This window comes from Gemmatimonadaceae bacterium (assembly GCA_036003045.1).
Lineage (GTDB): Bacteria > Gemmatimonadota > Gemmatimonadetes > Gemmatimonadales > Gemmatimonadaceae > JAQBQB01.
This window is the reverse complement of record DASYSS010000059.1, coordinates 35,446-56,426: the sequence shown is the minus strand read 5'-3', so window position 1 is coordinate 56,426 and position 20,981 is coordinate 35,446. Positions and strand designations below refer to the sequence as shown.

Below are 20,981 nucleotides of genomic sequence, written 5' to 3'. Positions count from 1 at the left end.
CTGAGCATTATCTGATCGTGATTTCGGGCGGTATCCCGTTTGCCGGGGGCGTTTATGCTCGCTCCCTCCGTCGAACCGGATCCCAAACCCACCCGGAGTCGTAATGCGTGTCGCGATCGCCGGTCTAGCCACGATGCTGTGTCTCGCCGCCTGCCGAGATGACCATCGGCAGAACCCAATTCTCGCCACGGCGCCGCCGCAACCGGCGCTCACGATGCGGACGCTTCCCAAGACGGCGTCCACCATCTGCGTGGCGAACGTGCGGCAGCGCGACCAGCTGCTCACCAAGCCGCAGACCGCTGTGACGTCGCGAAAGATCATCGCGCTCGGCGCGGTGATCGACGACGTCTGCAACTAGCAGCGCCCCTCTCACCCCTACCCTCGAGAGCGATGCGCACCAACTTCGCGGCCGCCGCGTTTGCGGCGGCGCTGGCGCTGTCCATTGCAGCGCCGGCAGCCCAGGCCCAGAAAGCCCTCGTCTACTGCCCGGTCGGGATCGACGCGACCGGATGCGACCGAATCGTCACCGCGCTTGCGTCGAAGTTTCCCGACGGCGTGGATCGCGCCTACGACGGGTCGAACGGAACGCTCGACCTCAAGGCGATCGACTTGAACCACTATGCGGTCTTCATCGTGCCGTCGTTGGCCGACGACGACGACAAGCAGCCGTACGCGCTGCTGAGAGCCGCGGCGTCGCGCCTCCATCTGGCCATCAACGGCCGCGTCGCGGTGTACTCGGGCGCACCGGACCAGGGGAACGCGAATCGGGCGGACAAGGACGCGATCATCCAGAACCTCGCGACGTGGGCAGCGGCGGGACACACCCGCGCGACGAGCCTCGTCGGCATGGTGGCGCTGCTCGACCTGTCGACTGCGTCCTCCAGTCGCTACTCGTGGGTTCGTTCGGTCTCTCTGGCCGATGTGTCCGCCGATGCGGATCTGACGACGTTCGGCGACGTGACGCCCATCTCGAGCAAGAACGGGGGAGGCGATGCGCTGCTCGCGGGCGGCGCGGCGCGCCGATTCACGAACATGGCGTCGTACGGGCTTCACATCGGCGCTCGCGCCGCGGCGCGGACGGAGGTTGGCGCGATTGGTGGGGCGACGGCCGCGGAGTCCAATGGGCAGAGTGTGCTCGTGCTGTACTCGAATTCCGACGGTCGGTCGAGTGGAGGGAGGTCAGGTCCGGCGGCGTTGAACAAGGCGCCATCTTCGGGCGCCTCGCTCGACGCCACCAGCGATGGAGGAGCGTCGGGTCCGACGTTGACGACGGACAAGCCGGACTATCTCCCGGGTGATACGGTGCTGTTCTCCGGAACGGGATGGACGGCCGGCGACACCGTGACGATCACGGTGCATGAGGATCCCCAGTGGTCGAATCCGGATCGAACCGTGAGCGCGGTAGCGGACGCGAATGGCAATCTCGCGAGCCACGAGTTTGTCGTACAGCAGCGCGACTTCGGCGTCACGTTCACTGCGACCGCGGTAGGGAATCCGTCCGGGCTCGTAGCGCAAACGACCTTCACGGATGGAAACCTTCAGCTCGTTACGATCGCGGCGCCCACGAGTGTTACGGTCGTTGCGGGGGTAAACGCACAGTACACGGTGAACGTGACGATCAACGGGAACACCAACCAGTGCACGGTGACGCTGTCGGTGACCAGCAGCTTGCCAGCAGGATCGAGCGCCTCGTTTACGAATTCGCCGCACACCGGCAATTCGAGTTATAGCAGCACGCTGACGATCTCCACGACGGTGGCGACACCGGCTGGTACCTATCCCTTCACCGTCCAGGGGGCGCGCGGTAACGATTGTCAGGGCAACGGCGATCTGACGACGTCAGGGACGCTCGTCGTTACCGCCGCGAATACTCCACCGACGGCGCAGGGCGACACCTACAGCACCAACGAAGACAACGCGCTGAACGTCACGGCTCCTGGTGTCCTCTCGAACGACACCGACGCCGAAACGCCGAACGGTTTGACGACTGTTCTGGTGACCGGCTCCGGTCCGACGCATGGGACGTTGACGCTGAACGCAGACGGCTCGTTCACCTACACGCCGAACGCGAACTACAACGGTCCCGACAGCTTCAAGTACCACGCGAAAGATCCGTCGAACGCAGTAAGCAGCGACGTGACGGTCAACCTCACAGTCAACGCTGTCAACGACGCGCCGAGCTTCACCAAAGGCGCCGATCAAACGGTGCTCGAAGATGCGGGCGCACAGTCTGTGACTAACTGGGCCACGGCAATCAGCGCAGGGCCACCGGACGAGTCCGGCCAAACCCTGACGTTCTCGATTACCGACAATTCGAATCCGGGGCTCTTCTCAACCCCCCCGTCGGTCGCCGCGAATGGCACGCTGACCTACACGCCCGCGGCCGACGCCAACGGATCAGCGACGATCAAGCTCAAGCTCACGGACAACGGTGGCACCGCGAATGGCGGCGTCGACGCAAGCTTGGAACAGACGTTCGTCATCAACGTCACCGCCGTAAACGACGCCCCGAGCTTCACGAAAGGCGCCGATCAAACGGTGCTCGAGGATGCCGGAGCACAGACCGTCTCCGGATGGGCGACGGCGCTCAGCGCGGGGCCGCCGGACGAATCGGCACAGACGCTGACCTTCTCCATCACGAACAACTCGAACCCCGGTCTCTTCTCGGCCGGACCGACGGTGAGTGCCACCGGCGTTCTCACCTATACGCCCGCCGCCAACGCGAACGGATCCGCGACGATCAAGATTCAGCTCAGCGACAATGGCGGCACCGCGAACAACGGCGTTGACAAGAGCGCGGAGCAGACGTTCGTCATCAACGTCACGGCGGTAAACGACGCGCCGAGCTTCACCAAGGGCACCGATCCGACGGTGAACGAGGACGCGGGTGCGCAGACGGTAACTGGCTGGGCGACGGCGATCAGCGCCGGCCCGCCGGACGAATCGGGTCAGACGCTGACGTTCAACATCACGAACAACACCAACTCGGCGCTCTTCTCGGTGCAGCCGAGCGTCGCGGCGAACGGCACGCTGACCTACACGCCCGCCGCCAATGCGAACGGAACGGCGACGATCACGCTCACCCTCTCCGACAACGGCGGCACCGCGAACACCGGCGTCGATACGAGCGCGCCGCAGATGTTTACGATCACCATTAACCCGGTGAACGATCCGCCGAGCTTCACGAAGGGCGCCGATCAGACGGCTCTCGAGGACGCTGGGCCGCAATCCGTCTCCGGCTGGGCGACGGCGATCAACGCGGGGCCCGCGAACGAGAGCTCGCAGACCGTGTCGTTCCAGATCACCGGAAACACCAACCCCGGACTGTTCTCGTCGGCGCCGTCGATCGCATCGAACGGGACGCTCACGTTCACGAGCGCGCCGGACGCGAATGGCAGTGCGACGATCACAGTGGTGGCCAAGGACGACGGCGGAACGGCGAACGGCGGCGTCGACGCGAGCCCGTCGCAGACGTTCGTCATCAACGTCACGCCGGTCAACGACGCCCCGACCTTCGCCCTGATCGCCTCGACCACGGTTCTCGAAGACGCCGGGGCGCAGTCGGTACCGAACGCTCTCACGAATCCGAGCCCGGGTCCGGCGAACGAGAGCAGTCAGACGCTTTCGAGTAACGTAACGAACGACAACAACGCGCTGTTCCTCGTTCAGCCGTCGATCGATTTGGTCACTGGCGCTCTCACGTTCACGACCAACCCCAATGCGAACGGCAAGGCGACAGTCACGGTGACCGTGATGGACAACGGCGGCACTGCGAACAATGGCATCGATCACACGACGAAGAAGCTCTACATCAACGTCACGCCGGTGAACGACGCCCCGAGCTTCACGAAGGGCGCGAATCAGACGGCGTTGGAGGACGCGGGCGCTCAGAGTGTGAGCGGCTGGGCGACGTTGATCAGCGCCGGTCCGCCCGATGAATCCGGCCAGGCACTCAACTTCATCGTCACCAACGACAACAACGCGCTCTTCTCGTCGCAGCCGACTATCGACGCGAGCGGAAAGCTGAGCTACACGTCGGCGCCGAACGCTAACGGATCGGCGACGGTGACGGTGCAGCTCCACGACGACGGCGGCACGGCCAACGGCGGCGTGGACACAAGCCCGTCGCAGATGTTCACGATCACGATCACTGCCGTGAACGATGCGCCGACGTTCGATCTGATCGGCAACCAGAGCATACTCGAGGATGCGGGGCAGCAGTCGGTTCCGAACGCGGTCACGAACAAGAGCGCTGGCCCGCCGGACGAGCAGCTGTCGCAGACTCTCACGCTCACGATGACCAACGACAACAACGCACTCTTCAGCAGCCAGCCAGCGGTGGATGCCAGCGGTACGTTGACATATACGCCCGCGGCGAATGCGAACGGCACGACGACGGTGACCGTCAAGGTTCAGGACAACGGCGGCACGGCCAACGGCGGCGTCGATCAGACGACGAAGACGTTCCTCATTACCGTGACGGCCGTGAATGACGCGCCGAGCTTCACGAAGGGACCAAATCAGACGGTTCTCGAAGACGCCGGGGCCCAGAATGTCAGTTGGGCTACCGCGATCAGCGCCGGCCCGCCCGATGAATCCTCTCAGAAACTCAACTTCATCGTCACCAACGACAACAACGGGCTCTTCTCCTCGCAGCCGGCGATCGACCCGAGCGGCAAGCTGACCTACACGTCGGCCGCGAACGCGAACGGGTCGGCGACGGTGACGGTACAACTTCACGACGACGGCGGAACGGCCAACCTCGGGGTGGATACGAGTCCTTCGCAGACGTTCACCATCACCATCACTCCGGTGAACGATGCGCCGACATTCAATCTCATTGGAAATCAGACCGTGCTCGAGGATGCCGGTGCGCAGTCCGTGCCGAACGCGCTGACGAATCCGAGCCCGGGCCCGTCGAACGAGAGCAGTCAGGCAGTCACGGTCACAGTGACGAGCACAAATAGCGCACTGTTCAGCGTTCAGCCGTCGATCGACGCGAGCGGCACGCTCACGTTCACCTCCGCCCCGAACGCCAACGGCAACTCCACCGTGACGGTGAAGTTGCAGGACAACGGCGGCACGGCAAACGGCGGCGTCGACGCAACCACAAAGACGTTCACGATCTATGTGACGCCGGTGAACGATCCGCCGACGATCACGGCGTTCGCCGGACCGTTGCTGCCGACGGCGCTCGGTTCCCCGGTGACGGCCAACGGTACGTTCACCGACGTCGACCTCGGCGACAGTCCGGTGATCGACTCGCACACCGGCACGATCGACTGGGGCGACGGCAGCTCGAGCGCCATCAGCGTCGCGCCAGGATCGGGCACGTCACGCAACTTCAGCGGGTCGCACACGTACACGGCGACGGGCGTCTACACGATCGTCGCGCACGTCAAGGACTCGGGCAACCTCACGAGCGACGCGATGTACCAGTACGTCGTCGTCTATGATCCGACCGCAGGGTTCGTGACCGGCGGCGGCTGGATCAACTCGCCAAGTGGGGCGTACCCGGCCGATCCGACCCTGACCGGGAAGGCTACGTTCGGATTCGTGTCCAAGTACAAGAAGGGACAGACGACACCGGACGGCGACACCGAGTTCGACTTCCACGCCGCCGGACTCAACTTTCAGTCGACGTCCTACGAATGGCTGGTCATCTCCGGCACGAAGGCGCAGTACAAAGGCTCGGGCACGATCAACGGCAGTGGCGACTACTTCTTCATGCTCACCGCGATCGACGGAGACCTGAAATCGAAAGGCAGCCCCGACACCTTCCGCATCAGGATTTGGAACAAGACCACGTTGGCGGTCATCTACGACAACCAAATCACCTCGACTGACCTCACCGCTGACCCGACCACGACGCTTGGCGGAGGCAGCATCCAGATCCACAACTGACGACCTGAACCTCAAACCAGCGATGCCGCAGATGAAACTCTTTTCGTCTGCGGCATTGTTGTTCCCATCTGCGTCAGTCTGCGTTGAGTTGGTTTGCCCTACCGAGTTCGTGGCCAGATCGCGGCTAGTCGCCGTACTGCGTCGTCGCGAGCAACGCCCGCCGATCCTTGAACGTGATGACGTACACGCCGTCGTAGTTCTTGTCCTTCCACTTCGGCGGCATGGGGGTCACGCCGAGTGCGGCGGCGAGCTGCGGAAGCCACTCGTGGTTCCAGCAGATGATCACGGTCTTGCCCCCGAGCGCCGGGTCGGACATCACGCGCCTCGCGAGCTTGGCGTAGTCCTTGGCGTGGTACGGCGCCTGGACCTGCAGGCGGAGCACGTTCGCCAGCGGCGCGACGGTCTCCTGCGTGCGCTGACCGTTGCCGTCGTTCGTCGTCTCCGTCGCGAAGATCGCGGCGGGCGGCCCGAGCCGGATCATCGCCGGGTCGTGTGTCATGAACTCGACGAGCCTCTGCGCGCGAGCGACGCCGTCCTTGGACAGGTGGGGATTCGTCGCGTCGTGCGGCTCCTCGGCGTGGCGAATCAGGACGATCGTCGCCGGGCCGCTCGGCAGCAGCTGCGCCGAAACGGGCCAGGCGCTCGCGATAAGCAGGGCAAGGGCCCCACCCCCGAGGCGGATTTTCACGCGTCTCTCCACGCCATTCGAGAAAGCAAGCCAGGTGCCGCGCCGAGCCGGAGAGGGCGGCCGTCCGGGGTTTTGAATCCCAAACCGTGGGACCACGGGCTCCGCCCCTCGCGTCTCACATTGGAACGGTTTGGCCTTGAAACTGAGCGGTTTAACCCTAACTTCGCCCCAGGACCCCCAACCGCCCTCCAGGCCCGACCCCCTTAGCCCCGCCGAAGCCGGTGGGGGAATACCGAGACGAATGAGCGACTCGCTCGAACGGCTTCGTGAGGGACTCGCCGGCAAATACCGCATCGACCGAGAGCTCGGCCGCGGTGGAATGGCGACCGTCTATCTCGCCATCGACGAACAGCGCGATCGGTCGGTCGCTCTCAAGGTCCTCCATCCCGACCTCGCCGCGACGCTCGGCTCGGAGCGATTCCAGCGTGAGGTGAAGCTCGCGTCCAAGCTGCAGCATCCGCATATCCTGAGCGTCTACGACTCCGGCGACGCGGGCGGGCAGCTCTGGTATACGATGCCCTTCGTGCAGGGCGAGTCCCTCCGCGACCGCATGGACCGGGAGGGACAACTGCCGATCCGCGACGCGATGCGTATCGCGCGGGAGTCGGCGCTCGCGCTCGACTACGCGCATCGCAACGGCGTCGTCCACCGCGACATCAAGCCCGAGAACATCCTGCTGAGCGACGGACAAGCGATCGTCGCCGACTTCGGGATCGCGCGCGCCGTGGCCGACGAGCACGGGCTGACGCAGACGGGCATGGCTATCGGCACGCCGGGGTACATGAGCCCCGAGCAGGCGACCGGTGAGCGGACGCTCGACGCGCGCACGGACATCTACGCGCTCGGCTGCGTGCTCTACGAGATGATTGCCGGCGAGCAGCCGATCACCGGTCCGAACGCGCAAGCGATCATCGCCCGCAAGATGACGGAGACGCCGCGGTCGCTCACGACGGTCCGCAACACCGTCCCTCCGGCGCTCTCGCACCTCGTCGACACGATGGTCGCTCGCTCGGCGGCCGATCGCCCCGAATCGGCAAAGGCCGTCGCGACGACGCTCGAGGAGATCACGGCGAGCGGGGCGACGGGCGCCACCGGTGCGGTGACCGCGGCGCGACCGGCTGCCGGATCTCGCGCGCTCTGGATCGGGATCGCAGCAGTTCTCGTCCTCGCCGCGGGCGCGCTCGCTTGGCGACGCATGCACACGGCGCCGGACGGCGGCTATCGCATCGCCGTTCTGCCGTTCGAGAACGAGGGATCGGCCGATCAGGATTATTTCGCCGAGGGAATGACCGACGAGGTTCGCAGCCGGCTGTCGTCGGTGCCGGGGCTGCAGGTCACCGCCCGCGCGAGCACTCGGCAGTACAAGAAGACGACGAAGGATCCGCGCGACATCGGGCGTGAATTGTCGGTGGATTACTTGCTCACGGGCACGGTGCGGTGGAGCAAGGGGACCGGTCCCGATCGGGTGCGTGTCACGCCCGAGTTGGTGCAAGTGTCGAACCGTTCGACGAAATGGTCGGCACCGTTCGACACGGTGATGTCCGACGTCTTCGCGGTGCAGTCGGCGATTGCGTCGACCGTCGCCAGGAACTTGGACGTCGCGCTCGCGGCGCCGACGCAGCAGCGGCTGGCTTCGCGGCCCACCGAGAACCTCGAGGCGTACGACGAGTTCCTGAAAGGCGAGCAGATCACCGCCAGCATCGGCAGCGGTGACTCGAGGGTGCTCAACGCCGGCATTCCGCACTACCAGCGGGCCATCCAGCTCGATTCGAGTTTCTTGCAGGCGTGGGCGCAGTTGTCGCGCGCGTTGTCGTACATCAACAACGCGGGGCCGACGGTCGAGACGATGGAGCAAAATCGCGTCGCCACCGAGCGAGCGACGGTGCTCGGTCCGAACCGGGCCGAGGCGCACCTCGCGCAGGCGCAGTACCTACGCGATGTGAAGCTCGACTACGAAGGAGCGCGGACGCAATACGAGGCCGGGCTCAAGATCGATCCGAACAACACGGACTTGATCATCGGAGAGGCCGGCGTCGACGCGATCCTCGGCCGGTTCGACGACGCGTACGCGCGCGCACAACAGGCCGCAAAGCTCGACCCGCGGTCGATCGCGACGATGCGCCGGGTGCCCGCATTGCTGCACATGATGCGTCGCTTCCCCGAGGAGTTGCCGGCGTGGGACCGCGCGCTCGCGCTCGCGCCGGACAATCTCTCGATGATTCAGGGAAAGGCCTTCGGCTATCTCGCGCTCGGTGAGCTGGACAGCGTCCGCGCGCTCGTCGCGCAGAAGCTGAAGGCGGGCGTCGACACGACGGCGCTCCTCGTCCGCTTCTCGCTCTACCAGGAAACGATGTGGACGCTGCCGCCGGAGCTTCTGCCCAAGATCGTCAAGCTCACGCCAAAGGACTTCGACAACGACCGCGGGCACTGGGGGCTCAAGCTCGGGCACACCTATCGCTTGATGGGCGACACGATGCACGCGCGCATGTTCGGCGACACCGCGGTCATCGCGTTCGCGAAGCAGTTGCACGACTTCCCCGATCGCGCGCAGCTGCGCGAGCTGCTGGCTCGGGCGCTGGCGCTCGCGGGCCGCAAACAGGAGGCGGCAATCCAGGCCGACAGCGCGCTCAAGCTCCGCGAGACGACGAACGACGCGACCCTCAAAGGGTACGTGCTCTTTCAGGCGGCGCGCGTGTTCATTCAGTCCGGCGAGAACGAGCGAGCGCTCGACTTGTTGGAACGACTCATCACGATGCCCGCGAGCGACATCACGCCCGGCTACCTGAAGATCGATCCGAGCTTTGCCCCGCTCAAAGGCAACCCGCGGTTCGAGAAGCTCATCGCGGGCAAGCCGACGATCGCGCACTGACCGGGCCACTGACCAGGGCAAGAAAACTTGAACGCAGACGACGCAGACTTTGCAAACCGATCCCGCAGATAAAAACCAAAGCTCTAGGGTTTGATCTGCGGGATTGTTGTTTGTGTCTGCGTCATCTGCGTTGAATTTTTTTCGCCTTCGACCGTAGCCCGCGGGCCGGGAGCTCTACACTCCGACCGGCGTCGCTGCCGGTGGCTGTGCGAACGTTGGCGTCGACTGCAATATTGCCCGCTCTTCTTCAGTCATGTCCGCGGGGACGTCCGCGAAGAGCGGCGTGCTGAGATAGCGCTCGCCCGTGTCCGGCAGCATGCACAGCACCGTCGAACCTTTCTCGGCGTCGCGGCACACTTGCAGCGCGGCCGCGAACGTCGCGCCCGACGACGTCCCCACGAAGATCCCTTCTTTCTTCGCCAGCTCCTGGCTCGTGCGCATCGCTTCGGCGCCCGCGATCGTGATGATGCGATCGACGTTGCCCGCTTCGACGGCGTCGCCGGTCAGCTTCGGAATGAAATCCGGGCTCCATCCCTGGATCGGATGAGGCTTCCACGCCGGATGACGCGCCGCCGGCGATCCGTCCTCGCGGCGCGACTGCTTCGTTCCGCTCGAAACCATCGGCGCGTCCGCCGGCTCGGCGAGCACGATCTTCGTATCGGGCCGCTCTTTCGCCAGCACTCGCGCGACGCCCTTGAGCGTCCCGCCGGTGCCGAAGCCGGTGACCCAGTAGTCGAGCCGCTGACCCGCGAAGTCGGCGACGATCTCCTTCGCCGTCGTCCGCGAGTGGAAGTCGGCGTTTGCCTCGTTCTCGAATTGTCGGGTGAGGAACCAGCCGTTCGCTTCGGCGAGCTCGTTCGCCTTGTCGACCATGCCGGTCCCACCGGCCGGCGCCGGTGTGATGATCACTTTGGCGCCGAGGAAACGCATCAGCTTGCGGCGCTCGACGCTGAACGACTCGGCCATCGTGACGACCAACGGATATCCCTTCGCCGCGCAGACCATGGCGAGTCCGATTCCGGTGTTGCCGCTCGTCGCTTCGATCACCGTCTGGCCCGGCTTGAGCGCGCCGCGCTTCTCCGCGTCCTCGATCACGCCGAGCGCGAGACGATCCTTCACCGAGCCAAGTGGATTGAACGCCTCGATCTTCACGTAGAGATCGATTCCGTCGGGAGCGAGACGCCGAATCTTGACGACGGGCGTGTTGCCGACCGTTTCGAGAATACTCGCAAAGCGTGTCATCGGACGAACCTGGTTCTGAGAGAGAAGGAAATCTGTCGAGGGTGCCAAGCGCGGGCGACCTGAGCAACACGAGGCGAACGCGGCCGATTTGCGCCGCGGCCCGGCGGCGATCACCTTGGGCCCGGTCGACACTCAAACGCCCATGCCCACCAAGCGTCCTCCGCGTTTCTCAGAGGTCATCGCCGGGTTCGCCCTGCTATTTGCCGCGCTGTCGCCTACCGACGCGCAGCCCTCGCCAACCGATTGGGCCGCTCTAGCGCGATACCAGAGCGCGAACGCTCAACTTGGGCCCCCGAAGCCGGGCGAGCAGCGGGTCGTGTTCATGGGCAACTCGATCACCCAAGGGTGGGCACCGTTCTTCGATTCGCTGTTTCCCGGAAAGCCGTACGTCGGACGCGGGATCAGCGGACAGACGACGCCGCAGATGCTCGTACGCTTTCGCCAGGACGTGATCGCGCTCAAGCCAAAGGCCGTCGTAATTCTCGGCGGCACGAACGACATCGCGGGTAACACCGGCCCCTCGACACTCGAGATGATCGAAGACAATCTCACGTCGATGACTGAGCTCGCGAAAGCGAACGGAATTCGCGTCGTGCTTGTCTCAATCCTTCCCGCCGCCGACTATCCGTGGAAGAAAGGAATGGAGCCCGCGCCGAAGATCATCGCGTTGAACGCATGGCTGAAACAGTACGCCGCGTCGGCCGGAGCGGTGTACTTGGACCTGCACTCGGCGATGAACGATGGGCATGGGGGGATGAGGGTCGAGTTGAGCGGCGACGGAGTGCATCCGAACAACGCCGGCTACGCATTGATGGCCAGGCTAACTGCGCCGGCGATCGAGCAGGCGCTGAAGCGATAGGGCCAAAGCCGCCGCCTACAGCAAATCCTACGGCAACGGCCACAGCATCAAGCCGAGCGCTCCCGTAAGCCGCGACCGATCCATTGCCCCCGACACCATCGCAATTCAAATCCCAGATCATCCGCGCGCATCCGCGATTGTGCTTTTTTGTCCTCCATCCACAATCCTGCCGACGAGCCTGCGATTCGCAGTGACGGAAACGCGCCGAGATTGAGTTTGAAGAGGGCTTTACTCCACCGGAGCCGCCGCCGTGGATCATAGGGAAGTGGGCGAGTACTGGAACGGCAACGCCGATACCTGGACTCAGCTGGCGCGAGCCGGCTACGACATCTACCGCGACTTCGTCAACAGCCCGGCGTTCTTCGCGATGCTTCCGAACATCGCAGGGCTGAGAGTGCTCGACATCGGTTGCGGCGAAGGCTACAACACGCGCCTGCTCGCCGATCGCGGCGCGCGGGTCGTCGGGATCGACATCGCGGACCGGTTCATCGGCCACGCGATCGCGGCCGAGCGCGAGGAGCCGCGGGGAATCGAGTATCGGATCGCGAGCGCCGTCGAGCTGCCGTTCGAAGACTCGACCTTCGACGCGGCGACCGCGTTCATGTCGCTCATGGACATTCCGGAGACCGAGCGCGTGCTCGAAGAAGCGTTCCGGGTCATTCGTCACGGCGGATTCTTTCAGTTCTCGATCTCCCACCCCTGCTTCGACACGCCCTTTCGTCGCACGGTGCGCGACGAACATGGTGTGAAGATCGGCGTCGAGGTGGGCGACTACTGGGGAAAGGTGGACGGGCGGGTCGAGCAATGGCTCTTCAGCTCCGCGCCGCCGGAGGTGAAGGCGGGGCTCGAGCCGTTCAAGACGCCGCGGTTCACCCGCACGCTATCCGGCTGGCTGAATCTCGCGCTCGACACCGGGTTCTCGATCGAGCGGCTCTGCGAGCCGTACGCGAGCGACGACGCGATTCGCGCGCGGCCGCGTCTCGCGAGAGCGCGCGTCGTCGCCGACTTCCTTCAGGTGCGGCTGAGACGACCGGGCTGAATCACCCGGCGACGTACGCGGTGTAGCCCTCGTCCGCGATCGCCTCTTCGATGTCGTCGACGCTGGTCTTGCTCGGGTCGTAGTCGAGCACCGCCGAGCCGATTTGCACCGATTTCACTTGCACGCCCGGCGTCTTCTCGAGTCGTCCGCGCACGGCGTGCAGGCAGTGCGCGCACGACATGCCTTCGATGGTCAGGTGGAGGTGTTCCATCATCGGGTGGACAGGTGGACGGGTGGACGGGTGGACCGGAAACACAATAGCAGCGCGGCTTTCTCTCTTCGTAAAATGAAACAGGTGGACAAGGCAGTTGCCGTCCACCCGTCCACCCGTCCACCCAGCGTTCACGCCGTCGCGGCCGCGGTCTCGTCCTTCGAGACATAGCCGACCCACACGAGCAGCACGCCGAGCACGGTGTGCAGGAAAACGTCGTTGCCGCCGATCGGGATCAGGCCGAACGTCGTCGGAACGACGAGCCCGAGGAGCGCCAGACAGAGATAGATGAATCCGCCCAGCTTGCAGAAGGTCTGCGCCGAGGCGTACGCGCGCGCCGCCATGAGGCCCCAGATGCCGAACAGGATGTGAACCACGTTGTGGAGCAGGTTCACCGGGAAAATACCGAGAATCAATCCGGGGCTCGTCACGCCCATCGACATTCCACCGGGATACGCGAATCCGAGCAGCCCGACGAGAATGAAGACGACGCCGAAGATCATCGCGACACGCTTGACCATCTGGACCTCCATGAGGGCGTGGGTGACCATCTGAATCGAGATCTATCCGGGAGAGCCGACGGGCACCCGATTTCGGTGATGGGGCGCCACAAACACCATATGGTAGTACGGTGAGTGTGTCCAGATGGAAAAAAATTGACTGTCCGCCAGTTCTCCGCCAGTTCTCCTACAACAGCGTTCCATGAAGGACGATCAAGGCGACCAGGAAGTAGATACTGAGTCCCGTGACGTCCACGAGGGTCGCGACGAAGGGCGCTGAGGCACTGGCCGGGTCGAAGCCCAACCGTCTCAGAACGAACGGAAGCATCGAGCCCGCGAGGGAGCCGAACGTCACGATGCCGACGAGCGAGAGTCCGACGGTCAACGCGACGAGCATCCACGAATGAGGGATGATCTGCGCCGCGGGGCACGCACCTGACGTGGCGGGGATTCTGCAGAGGTTGTAGTCGTAGCCGACCGGGAACGATGGATAGTGCACCTTCATTTGCTGCCAGACCGAGATTCGAATTACCCCGATCACGCCGAGGATCGCGCCCAAGCTCAGCCCCGACGGCAGCTCGCGAGCCGCGACGCGCCACCAGTCCTTGAGCTCGATCTCTTGCAGGGCCATGGCGCGTGTCACGAGCGACGTCGCTTGCGAGCCGGAGTTGCCCCCCGAGCTCATGACCAGCGGGACGAAGAGCGCGAGCACCGCGACTTTTTGGAGCTCGATGTCGAAGTGCTGCATCGCGGTCGTGGTCAGCATCTCGCTGATGAGCAGGACGCTCAGCCATCCCGCCCGCTTCTTGATCATCGCCACGAGTCCGATCTGCATGTACGGCTCGTCGAGAGCCTCCATACCGCCGAACTTCTGGACGTCCTCCGTCTGCTCTTCCTGGATCGCGTCGATGACGTCGTCGACCGTGATCACGCCGAGCATGTGCCCGGATTCGCTGACGACCGGCACGGCGACGAGATCGTAGTCCGCGATCACCGTCGCGACTTCTTCTCGGTCGGCGCTCGAGCGGACGCTCTGGACTTCGCTCCAGGCCATGTCGCCGATCTTGGCGCCCGTCGGCGCGGCCAATAGCTCGCGCAGCGAGATCACGCCGACGACCCGTCCGTTTTCGTCGGTCGTGTAGATCGCGTACATCGCCTCTTTCCGGCCCGAGCGGGCGACCGCGCGCACCAGCTCGAGCGTCTTCTCGACCGTCGCATCGGCGGACACCGAGACAAACTCGGTCGTCATCAGGCCGCCGGCGGTGTCCGGCTCGTACGAGAGGAGCCGTTCCGTCTCCTGACGCGCTTCCTTCGGAATCTCGGAGAGGATTTCCTCGACGTGCTCTTCGTCGATCTCCTCGAGCGCGTCGGCGCGGTCGTCCGGCGTCATCTGCGTGACGAGCTCGGCGGCCTGGCGCGGAGTGATGCCCTCGAGGAACTCTGTCCTCACCTCCTCGTCCATGTACTCGAGCACGTCCGCGGCGCGCGACGCCCCAAGCGCGGCGAGGAATTTCTGCAACTGGTCGCGGTCGAGCGCGTCCGCGACGTCGGCGAGATCCGCGGGGTGGATCTCCTCCGTCTCCGCCGCGATGTCCGCCGGCGATTCGACGAGGAGCGCGACGATGTCGGGCGCGAGGAGCGCCGCGACCGGCCGGTCCTCTGGGTTTCTCTGCGGTGGCGTCATGGCCACTCTCCGCTTTGGGTCCTCACCGAGTTCGGCGGAGGCAACATAGGCAAAGCCCCCGGGCCTTTACAACCCTCTGGGCTTTGTTGACGCGCACTAAATGAGATCTTCGCGCATAACGAAATCGTGTTGGCGTCAGCGACAGTCGATAGCGACAGGGGACTGCGCACTCACCTGGCGCTGTCGCTGACGCTGACAACTAGAGTGCCACCCGCACAGTGATCCCCTTAGTGCACGCCCGCTCTCAAACGAGCGGCAGGACTCGGCGGTTCGTTCTCCCGTCTCTCACCACATATCCCGCGACCGCGATCGCATCGCGCAGCTGCTCGACTGTGACGGTGCCGTCGTGCTCGACGACGGCGGACCCGATGGAAACTTCGGCCCTATCGATTCCGGGAACCGCGGCCAGGGCGGTGAACACGGCCCGCACGCAGTGCTGGCACGTCATCCCATCGACGGTCACGGTCGTGATCATGCGGGAAAGATAGGCCGATGATAAGTTCTGGCGCATGCAAATCGCCTTTTTGGGACTCGGCGCCATCGGGCGGCCGATGGCCGCGAGGATCGCCGCCTCGGGACTCCCGTTGACCGTATGGAATCGCACGGCGTCGCGCGCCGCCGATTTCGCGAAGGAGTTCGGCGCTCGGCACGCAGCCACTCCCTCGGACGCGGCGCGTGACGCGGACGTCGTTGTCACCTGCATGCCGACCTCGCGAGACGTCGCCAGCTTGCTCGATGGCCCCGACGGCCTGATGGCCGGCCTCGGGGACGGAGCCACGCTGATCGATTGTACGTCCGGCGACCCCGCCACGTCGCGCGGGATTCGCGATCGCCTCGCGGAAAGGAATGTCGGCTACATCGACGCGCCCGTGAGCGGCGGCACGACCGGAGCGGAGAAGGGGACGCTCACGATCATGGTCGGCGGCGACGCCGCGGTCCTCGAGCGGGCCCGACCCGTGCTGGAAACGTTCGGCCAGAAAATCGTGCACTGCGGCGAGGTCGGGGCCGGCGACGCCGTCAAGGCCGTCAACAATGCCTTTCTCGCCACGCACATTCTGGCTGCCGCCGAGGGACTCGCCGCGCTGGTGAAGATGGGCGTCGACCCGAAGGTCGCGCTGGACGTGATCAACGCTTCGAGCGGCCGGTCCAACGCGTCGATGAACCTGATTCCCGAGCGCGTGATCACACGCAAGTTTCCCCGCACGTTCCGGCTGGCGCTCCTCGAGAAGGACGTCGGCATCGCCGCCGAGGTCGCACGCGAGACGCGCGTGCCGGCGCCTATTCTTCAATTGACAGCCGATCTGTTTCGGATCGCGCGCGGCGAATTCGGGGAAGTCGCCGACCACGTGGAGGCCGTGAAAATGGTCGAGCAGTGGGCCGGGGTGGAGATCGCATGACGATCGTTGCCGGGCTGGACCCGAATTGGACTGTCGGCGTCGACGAGATTCGTTCGCACTTTCCGGCGTTGGAGCGCACGCACGCCGGATACCCGGTTGCGTATTTCGACGGCCCGGGCGGCACCCAGGTCCCGCGCTCCGTCGTGGCGGCGATGGATGACTATCTCTTCCACCACAACGCCAATACGCACTGGCTCTACCCGTCGAGCCAGGAGACCGACGATCTGATCGCGCGCGCGCGGGCGGCGCTCGCGGATTTCGTCTTCGGCCGCCCCGACGAGATCGTGTTCGGTCAGAACATGACCACGCTCACCTTCCACCTTGCGCGTGCGATCGGTCGGGAGCTCGGCAAGGGTGACGAGATCGTTCTCACCGAGTTGGATCACCACGGCAACGTCGCCCCATGGCGAGCGCTCGAGAAGGAGCGCGGCGTCACCGTACGCATGGCGCAGATGCGCCTCGAGGACGGCACGCTCGACTGGAATCACTACCAAAGCTTGCTCAATCCGCGGACGAAAGTGGTGGCCATCTTCGCCGCCTCGAACGCGTTGGGCACGTTGAACGGCCTCAATCAGGCCTCGAAAATGGCGCGCGCCGCGGCGCCGAACGTGCGGATATTCGTCGACGCCGTTCACTACGCGCCGCACAAAGCGGTCGACGTGAAGCTTTTCGACTGTGATTTCGTCGGGATGTCGGCGTACAAATTCTATGGTCCGCACATCGGCGTGCTGTGGGGCAAGCGCGCGGCGATCGAGGCGCTCGACGCGCCGCGGCTCGATCCGGCGCCGCAGGAGTCGCCCGAGCGACTCGAGACGGGCACGCAGAACCACGAGGCCATCGTCGGCGCGGGGGCGGCGGTGGATTTCATCGCGTCGCTCGCGGTGCGCTCGGCGTCTCGTCGGGACGGGGTGGTGCAGGCGCTGCGCGGGCTCGAAGCGCGCAACTCCGTGCTGTTCGAGAAACTCTGGTATTCGCTCACGGACATCGACGGTGTCAGGCTGTACGGGCCGGAGCCGGGCCGCGGTCGCACGCCGACGCTGTCGTTCACGCTGCGCGGGCGTTCAACCGACCACGTCGCGACCAAGCTCGCGCAGCGAGGCGTGTTCGTGTCGAACGGCGACTTCTACGCCGCGACGATCGCCGACCGGTACGGTGTCGGTGGAAACGGCGGCGGCTTCGTGCGCGCGGGCTGCAGCTGCTACACCACCGAAGAGGAGATCGATCGTTTGATCGAAGGCGTCCACCAGATCGCCGCCGGTCGTGCGTAGCCTCCTTGTCGGTGCCGTCCTCTCGGCCGTTGCCGCGACTCCCGCCCTCGCCCAGCGAGTGCGAGGGACGCTCACCGACAGCTCGACGCACGAGCCGATCACCGGAGCGGTCGTCACGGTCTCCGATTCGTCAGGGCGCTTTCTCGCCCGCGGCATCGCCGGCGGCGACGGTCGCTTCGACATTCCGCGATTCCCAGGCTCGAAGCAGATCCGCATCGTGCGAATCGGCTATCGACCGATCGACGCGACCGTTCCGGCCGGAAACGAGCAGCTCGAGCTGGAAATGCGCGCGATCGCATCGCAACTCGCCGCCGTCACCACCTCCGGGCGGCGAGTGTGTCCCGGCGACGACGCCAACAGCCAGGCGCTTCAGCTCTGGGAGCAGGCGCGCAGCGGCTTTCTCGCCGCGGTCGTGGCCCGCGACGCCCACCCCCCGAACCTTCAGCTGCGGTACTTCAGGGTCGAGCGCGACCCGATGGTCAGGCGCGTCGTGGACGACAGCATCTGGTCCAAGACGCTGGTCGGCGATCAGCCGTTCGTCGCCGCCCGATCGGCGACGGTGTTCGCGACCGAAGGCTACATGCGCGAACGCGCCGGGGGAGACCGCGACTATTACGCGCCCGACGAAGCCGTGTTGCTCGACCAGGCGTTCGCCGGAGCGCACTGTCTACGCGTGTCGGCGGCCGATCAGGCGCACCCCGCCGAAATCGGCATCGGGTTCGAGCCGGTGACACCGGAGCGCGACAGCCTCGTCGAGATCCGTGGCACGGTGTGGCTCGACCAAAAAACGCTCGACCTTCGGACCGTCGATTTCGAGTACACGAATCTCGAACCGGTGAAGGGCGGCAGCGGCGGCAGCATCTCGTTTCAATCCATGCCGAATGGCGTGCCGATGATCGTCCGGTGGACGATCCATTCTCCAATCATCGCGACCGACGAAACCGAGATGTCGAGCGGCATTCGGCGAAGCTTGCCGCCGAGGCGGGACCGGCACCGCTATCGCGTACTCGGCTATCAAGTCCTGGGCGCGGAAGCGCGGCAAGTCATGTGGCCCGATGGAGCAATCTGGCGTCCGCGGCTCGCGTCGATCACCGGGGTCGTCGTGGATCTGCACGGCCGGCCCATGCCGGGAATGCGCGTCTGGCTCAATGGAATGTCGGACACCGTCGTCACGGACAGCGCCGGACTATTTCGTTTGCCGCGTCCGGTGATCGGCGGATTGTTCAGCGTCGTCGCGGCCGACAGCACGCTCGCGTCGGGCGGCATCAATCAAACGGTGCCGCATACCTTGGTGGTGTCTGACGAACGAAGCCCGGCCGCCGACATCAGTGTCGACGTGCTCAAGATGTATCCGCGCGGCGATGCGCTGAAGGTGCAGTGTCCGAACAACAATTACGTCGAGGGGCAGGGAGTCGCGATTCTTCGCGTCCTCGACACGGCCGGCGTCGTTGCGAGGCGCGCGCACGTGGACATGGAGACCCTCCAGACGGTCGTCCTCGGCGACACGCTGACGCGGGCGGTGCATCGCCAAGGCGAGATCGACTTCACGGGCGCCTTCATCGTGTGCGGCGCCTCGCTCCAACAGCCGATGGCGTTTCACGTGTCGCTGGGCGAGGAACACGGCGACGCCGCGATCAGCCGTTGGTCCGAGAACGTGATGGTGCTGACGCTTCGCCTACATACCGGCTCGCCCTGATCGCTACTTCTTGCGCGTCGTGAGCGTTTTCTCGAGCGCCGGTAGGTACACGTCGTACGCCGACCCGGGGTTCCACATCACCCAGCCGTCGTAGCCCGAGTCGTACACCGCTTTCTTCTCGTCGCGCAGCTGTTCGGCGCCGTATGCCGGTTTGCCGAGTGTGAACGCCTGCAGCCACGGGCGGACGTGCTCGGGTTCCTTGATACCTAGTTTCTGATCGCGTTCGCGCGCCTTTCCGATGGCGATCGTGATGACCTTGTATGGCTCGGCGTTCGGCGACTTGATGTCGAACGAACCGTGCGGATAGTGCGACGGATAGACCATCGGCAGCAGCACGTCCGCGTTTGGCGAGAGCTTCTCCCACTCCTGTCCGACCTCGAGCGCGCCGTTCACCGTCGTGACGAGACCGAAGATGTCCGCGGTCGAGCGCACACCAAGCTTGTTGAGGCGTGTCTTCGCTTCCTTGAGATACTCGGCGAGCGCGTTCGGCTTGGTCACGTCCTTCGAGTCGGGGAAGACCTGCTTCGGAAGACTCGGATACGGTTCGGGAAACCGGATGTAGTCGAACTGGATCTCGCCGAAACCGAGCTTCACCAACTCTTCGGCGACGCCGATGTTGTAGTCCCAGAGCTCGTGATGATAGGGGTTCACCCAGGCGAGTCCCTTCTTGTCGCGCCACACCGAGCCGTCGGTCTTTCGGATCGTCCACTCGGGATGCACGCGGGCCGTCACCGAATCCTTGAACACGACAATGCGCGCGATCGGGAAGATTTTGTGCGCCTTGAGCGTGTCGAGGAGCGCGACGACGTTGGCCTTTCCGGAATTGCCGGCGTTCTTCGCGAACTCCGGATTCTTCGTCGCGTAGTTGAGCCCGAACTCGTCCTTCATGTCGATGACGAGCGCGTTGATCTCCGTCGTGTCGGCGACGGCGACCAGCTTGGCCATCTTCCTCCGGCTCTGCGCGGCCCACCGGTTCACGTACAACGCGCGTACGACGGCCGGCCCCCGCTCCGCCGGCTGTTGCGCGCGTGCGGGGAAACCGCTGAGAGACGTCAGTGCGAGAAGGCCGGCGGCCAGACGCGCGGAAATCATTCGGGGCTCAGATTGTCGTTGGAGATACCGGAAACTAGTCGCGTCTCGCAGAGCATCGGTATCACGTCACGATCGGCTGGCCGCGATCGGCGGTGCAAAGTTTTGTTCTTTGATCCGCGGTATTGTCGCTAAGATCCGCGTTCATCCGCGTTCCAATTGCTCTGACCGGCGAGAGTAGCGCATGTCGCGGGGACGGTCCGCACTGCCAGTATATTCCCTTCTCAGGATGTTTAGAGCCTCCAGACGAGCAGCCCGCCACGCTTTGGCCGCGGTGCTCCTTTCGATTGTCGCGTGTGGACGTTCGGGAAGCCCGGTTGCCCGAAGAGATCCACCGCCGCGCGCCGAATTCCTCGTCGTCGGCAGCGACTCGACGTACTGGATCTCGACGATGGAAGGGCGTTCGGAGGTCCGCGGCGAGCCGCTCGTGCTCGCGCGCTACGGCGGACGATGGTACGAGGTTTACAGCGCCGATGACGACCGGTCGTACGACGACGCGCTCCTCGTCGGACAGTTTCTCTTTCGGCGCGACTTG

The 20,981-nt window shown here is 64.9% G+C and carries 15 protein-coding genes; 8 read left to right on the top strand and 7 right to left on the bottom strand.

From position 1 onward, the window contains the following. Nucleotides 1-103: 103 nt before the first annotated feature. Together VGQ44_15925 and VGQ44_15920 are read left to right on the top strand one after the other, a co-directional pair. Entirely contained in the window at nt 104-358 is a 255-nt protein-coding gene (locus VGQ44_15925; protein HEV8448317.1) for a hypothetical protein, read from the top strand. 32 nt (nt 359-390) lie between these two features. Continuing rightward, the gene (locus VGQ44_15920; GenBank protein ID HEV8448316.1) at nt 391-5,904 is read left to right on the top strand and encodes an Ig-like domain-containing protein; all 5,514 of its coding nucleotides are present in this window, start codon (nt 391-393) and stop codon (nt 5,902-5,904) included. A gap of 124 nt (nt 5,905-6,028) precedes the next feature. Here VGQ44_15920 and VGQ44_15915 read toward each other — a convergent pair whose 3' ends face one another. Next, nucleotides 6,029-6,592 (bottom strand): hypothetical protein, encoded by a 564-nt coding sequence (locus VGQ44_15915; GenBank protein ID HEV8448315.1) that lies wholly within the window; start codon nt 6,590-6,592, stop codon nt 6,029-6,031. Nucleotides 6,593-6,833: 241 nt separating this feature from the next. Here VGQ44_15915 and VGQ44_15910 point away from each other — a divergent pair, with 241 nt between their 5' ends. Continuing rightward, on the top strand, nt 6,834-9,461 hold the full coding sequence (locus tag VGQ44_15910; GenBank protein HEV8448314.1) for a protein kinase: 2,628 nt from the start codon (nt 6,834-6,836) through the stop codon (nt 9,459-9,461). A 174-nt stretch (nt 9,462-9,635) separates the two neighbouring features. On the opposite strand, the gene cysK is transcribed toward VGQ44_15910, so the two are convergent. Then, the gene (gene cysK / locus VGQ44_15905; GenBank protein HEV8448313.1) at nt 9,636-10,703 is read right to left on the bottom strand and encodes a cysteine synthase A; all 1,068 of its coding nucleotides are present in this window, start codon (nt 10,701-10,703) and stop codon (nt 9,636-9,638) included. Nucleotides 10,704-10,845: 142 nt separating this feature from the next. Between cysK and VGQ44_15900 the strand changes: the two genes are divergently transcribed. Both VGQ44_15900 and VGQ44_15895 read left to right on the top strand, forming a co-directional pair. Next, entirely contained in the window at nt 10,846-11,562 is a 717-nt protein-coding gene (locus tag VGQ44_15900) for an SGNH/GDSL hydrolase family protein (protein ID HEV8448312.1), read from the top strand. A gap of 250 nt (nt 11,563-11,812) precedes the next feature. Then, nucleotides 11,813-12,601: a class I SAM-dependent methyltransferase gene (locus tag VGQ44_15895; protein ID HEV8448311.1), complete on the top strand. Its 789-nt coding sequence runs from the start codon at nt 11,813-11,815 to the stop codon at nt 12,599-12,601. 1 nt (nt 12,602) lies between these two features. On the opposite strand, the gene VGQ44_15890 is transcribed toward VGQ44_15895, so the two are convergent. The 4 genes from VGQ44_15890 to VGQ44_15875 all read right to left on the bottom strand — a co-directional run bounded on the left by VGQ44_15890 (nt 12,603) and on the right by VGQ44_15875 (nt 15,471). Continuing rightward, on the bottom strand, nt 12,603-12,815 hold the full coding sequence (locus VGQ44_15890) for a cation transporter (protein ID HEV8448310.1): 213 nt from the start codon (nt 12,813-12,815) through the stop codon (nt 12,603-12,605). Nucleotides 12,816-12,943: 128 nt separating this feature from the next. After that, the gene (locus tag VGQ44_15885; GenBank protein ID HEV8448309.1) at nt 12,944-13,363 is read right to left on the bottom strand and encodes a DUF4383 domain-containing protein; all 420 of its coding nucleotides are present in this window, start codon (nt 13,361-13,363) and stop codon (nt 12,944-12,946) included. Between the two features lie 136 nt (nt 13,364-13,499). Continuing rightward, entirely contained in the window at nt 13,500-14,996 is a 1,497-nt protein-coding gene (gene mgtE, locus VGQ44_15880) for a magnesium transporter (GenBank protein HEV8448308.1), read from the bottom strand. A gap of 244 nt (nt 14,997-15,240) precedes the next feature. After that, a complete protein-coding gene (locus VGQ44_15875) occupies nt 15,241-15,471 on the bottom strand; it encodes a heavy-metal-associated domain-containing protein (GenBank protein ID HEV8448307.1) in 231 nt (76 codons plus the stop codon). Between the two features lie 34 nt (nt 15,472-15,505). Here VGQ44_15875 and VGQ44_15870 point away from each other — a divergent pair, with 34 nt between their 5' ends. From VGQ44_15870 to VGQ44_15860, 3 genes are read left to right on the top strand one after another with little or no spacing between them, the layout of a single operon-like run. Further along, the gene (locus VGQ44_15870) at nt 15,506-16,393 is read left to right on the top strand and encodes an NAD(P)-dependent oxidoreductase (GenBank protein ID HEV8448306.1); all 888 of its coding nucleotides are present in this window, start codon (nt 15,506-15,508) and stop codon (nt 16,391-16,393) included. Continuing rightward, nucleotides 16,390-17,661, top strand: a complete 1,272-nt coding sequence (locus VGQ44_15865) for a cysteine desulfurase-like protein (GenBank protein ID HEV8448305.1) — start codon at nt 16,390-16,392, stop codon at nt 17,659-17,661. Before VGQ44_15870 ends, VGQ44_15865 begins: the two co-directional genes overlap by 4 nt. After that, nucleotides 17,654-19,357, top strand: coding sequence for a carboxypeptidase-like regulatory domain-containing protein (locus VGQ44_15860; protein ID HEV8448304.1), 1,704 nt, complete (start codon nt 17,654-17,656; stop codon nt 19,355-19,357). The genes VGQ44_15865 and VGQ44_15860 overlap by 8 nt, the downstream gene beginning before the upstream one ends. A gap of 3 nt (nt 19,358-19,360) precedes the next feature. On the opposite strand, the gene VGQ44_15855 is transcribed toward VGQ44_15860, so the two are convergent. After that, entirely contained in the window at nt 19,361-20,449 is a 1,089-nt protein-coding gene (locus VGQ44_15855; GenBank protein ID HEV8448303.1) for a putative glycoside hydrolase, read from the bottom strand. Between the last annotated feature and the right edge of the window lie 532 nt (nt 20,450-20,981).

Coding starts and splice junctions, on each gene's coding strand:
- VGQ44_15920 (HEV8448316.1), top strand. CDS start 391: ATGCGCACCAACTTCGCGGCCGCCGCGTTTGCGGCGGCGCTGGCGCTG.
- VGQ44_15900 (HEV8448312.1), top strand. CDS start 10,846: ATGCCCACCAAGCGTCCTCCGCGTTTCTCAGAGGTCATCGCCGGGTTC.
- VGQ44_15885 (HEV8448309.1), bottom strand. CDS start 13,363: ATGGTCACCCACGCCCTCATGGAGGTCCAGATGGTCAAGCGTGTCGCG.
- VGQ44_15870 (HEV8448306.1), top strand. CDS start 15,506: ATGCAAATCGCCTTTTTGGGACTCGGCGCCATCGGGCGGCCGATGGCC.
- mgtE (HEV8448308.1), bottom strand. CDS start 14,996: ATGACGCCACCGCAGAGAAACCCAGAGGACCGGCCGGTCGCGGCGCTC.
- VGQ44_15855 (HEV8448303.1), bottom strand. CDS start 20,449: ATGATTTCCGCGCGTCTGGCCGCCGGCCTTCTCGCACTGACGTCTCTC.
- VGQ44_15890 (HEV8448310.1), bottom strand. CDS start 12,815: ATGATGGAACACCTCCACCTGACCATCGAAGGCATGTCGTGCGCGCAC.
- VGQ44_15910 (HEV8448314.1), top strand. CDS start 6,834: ATGAGCGACTCGCTCGAACGGCTTCGTGAGGGACTCGCCGGCAAATAC.
- VGQ44_15925 (HEV8448317.1), top strand. CDS start 104: ATGCGTGTCGCGATCGCCGGTCTAGCCACGATGCTGTGTCTCGCCGCC.
- VGQ44_15865 (HEV8448305.1), top strand. CDS start 16,390: ATGACGATCGTTGCCGGGCTGGACCCGAATTGGACTGTCGGCGTCGAC.
- VGQ44_15875 (HEV8448307.1), bottom strand. CDS start 15,471: ATGATCACGACCGTGACCGTCGATGGGATGACGTGCCAGCACTGCGTG.
- cysK (HEV8448313.1), bottom strand. CDS start 10,703: ATGACACGCTTTGCGAGTATTCTCGAAACGGTCGGCAACACGCCCGTC.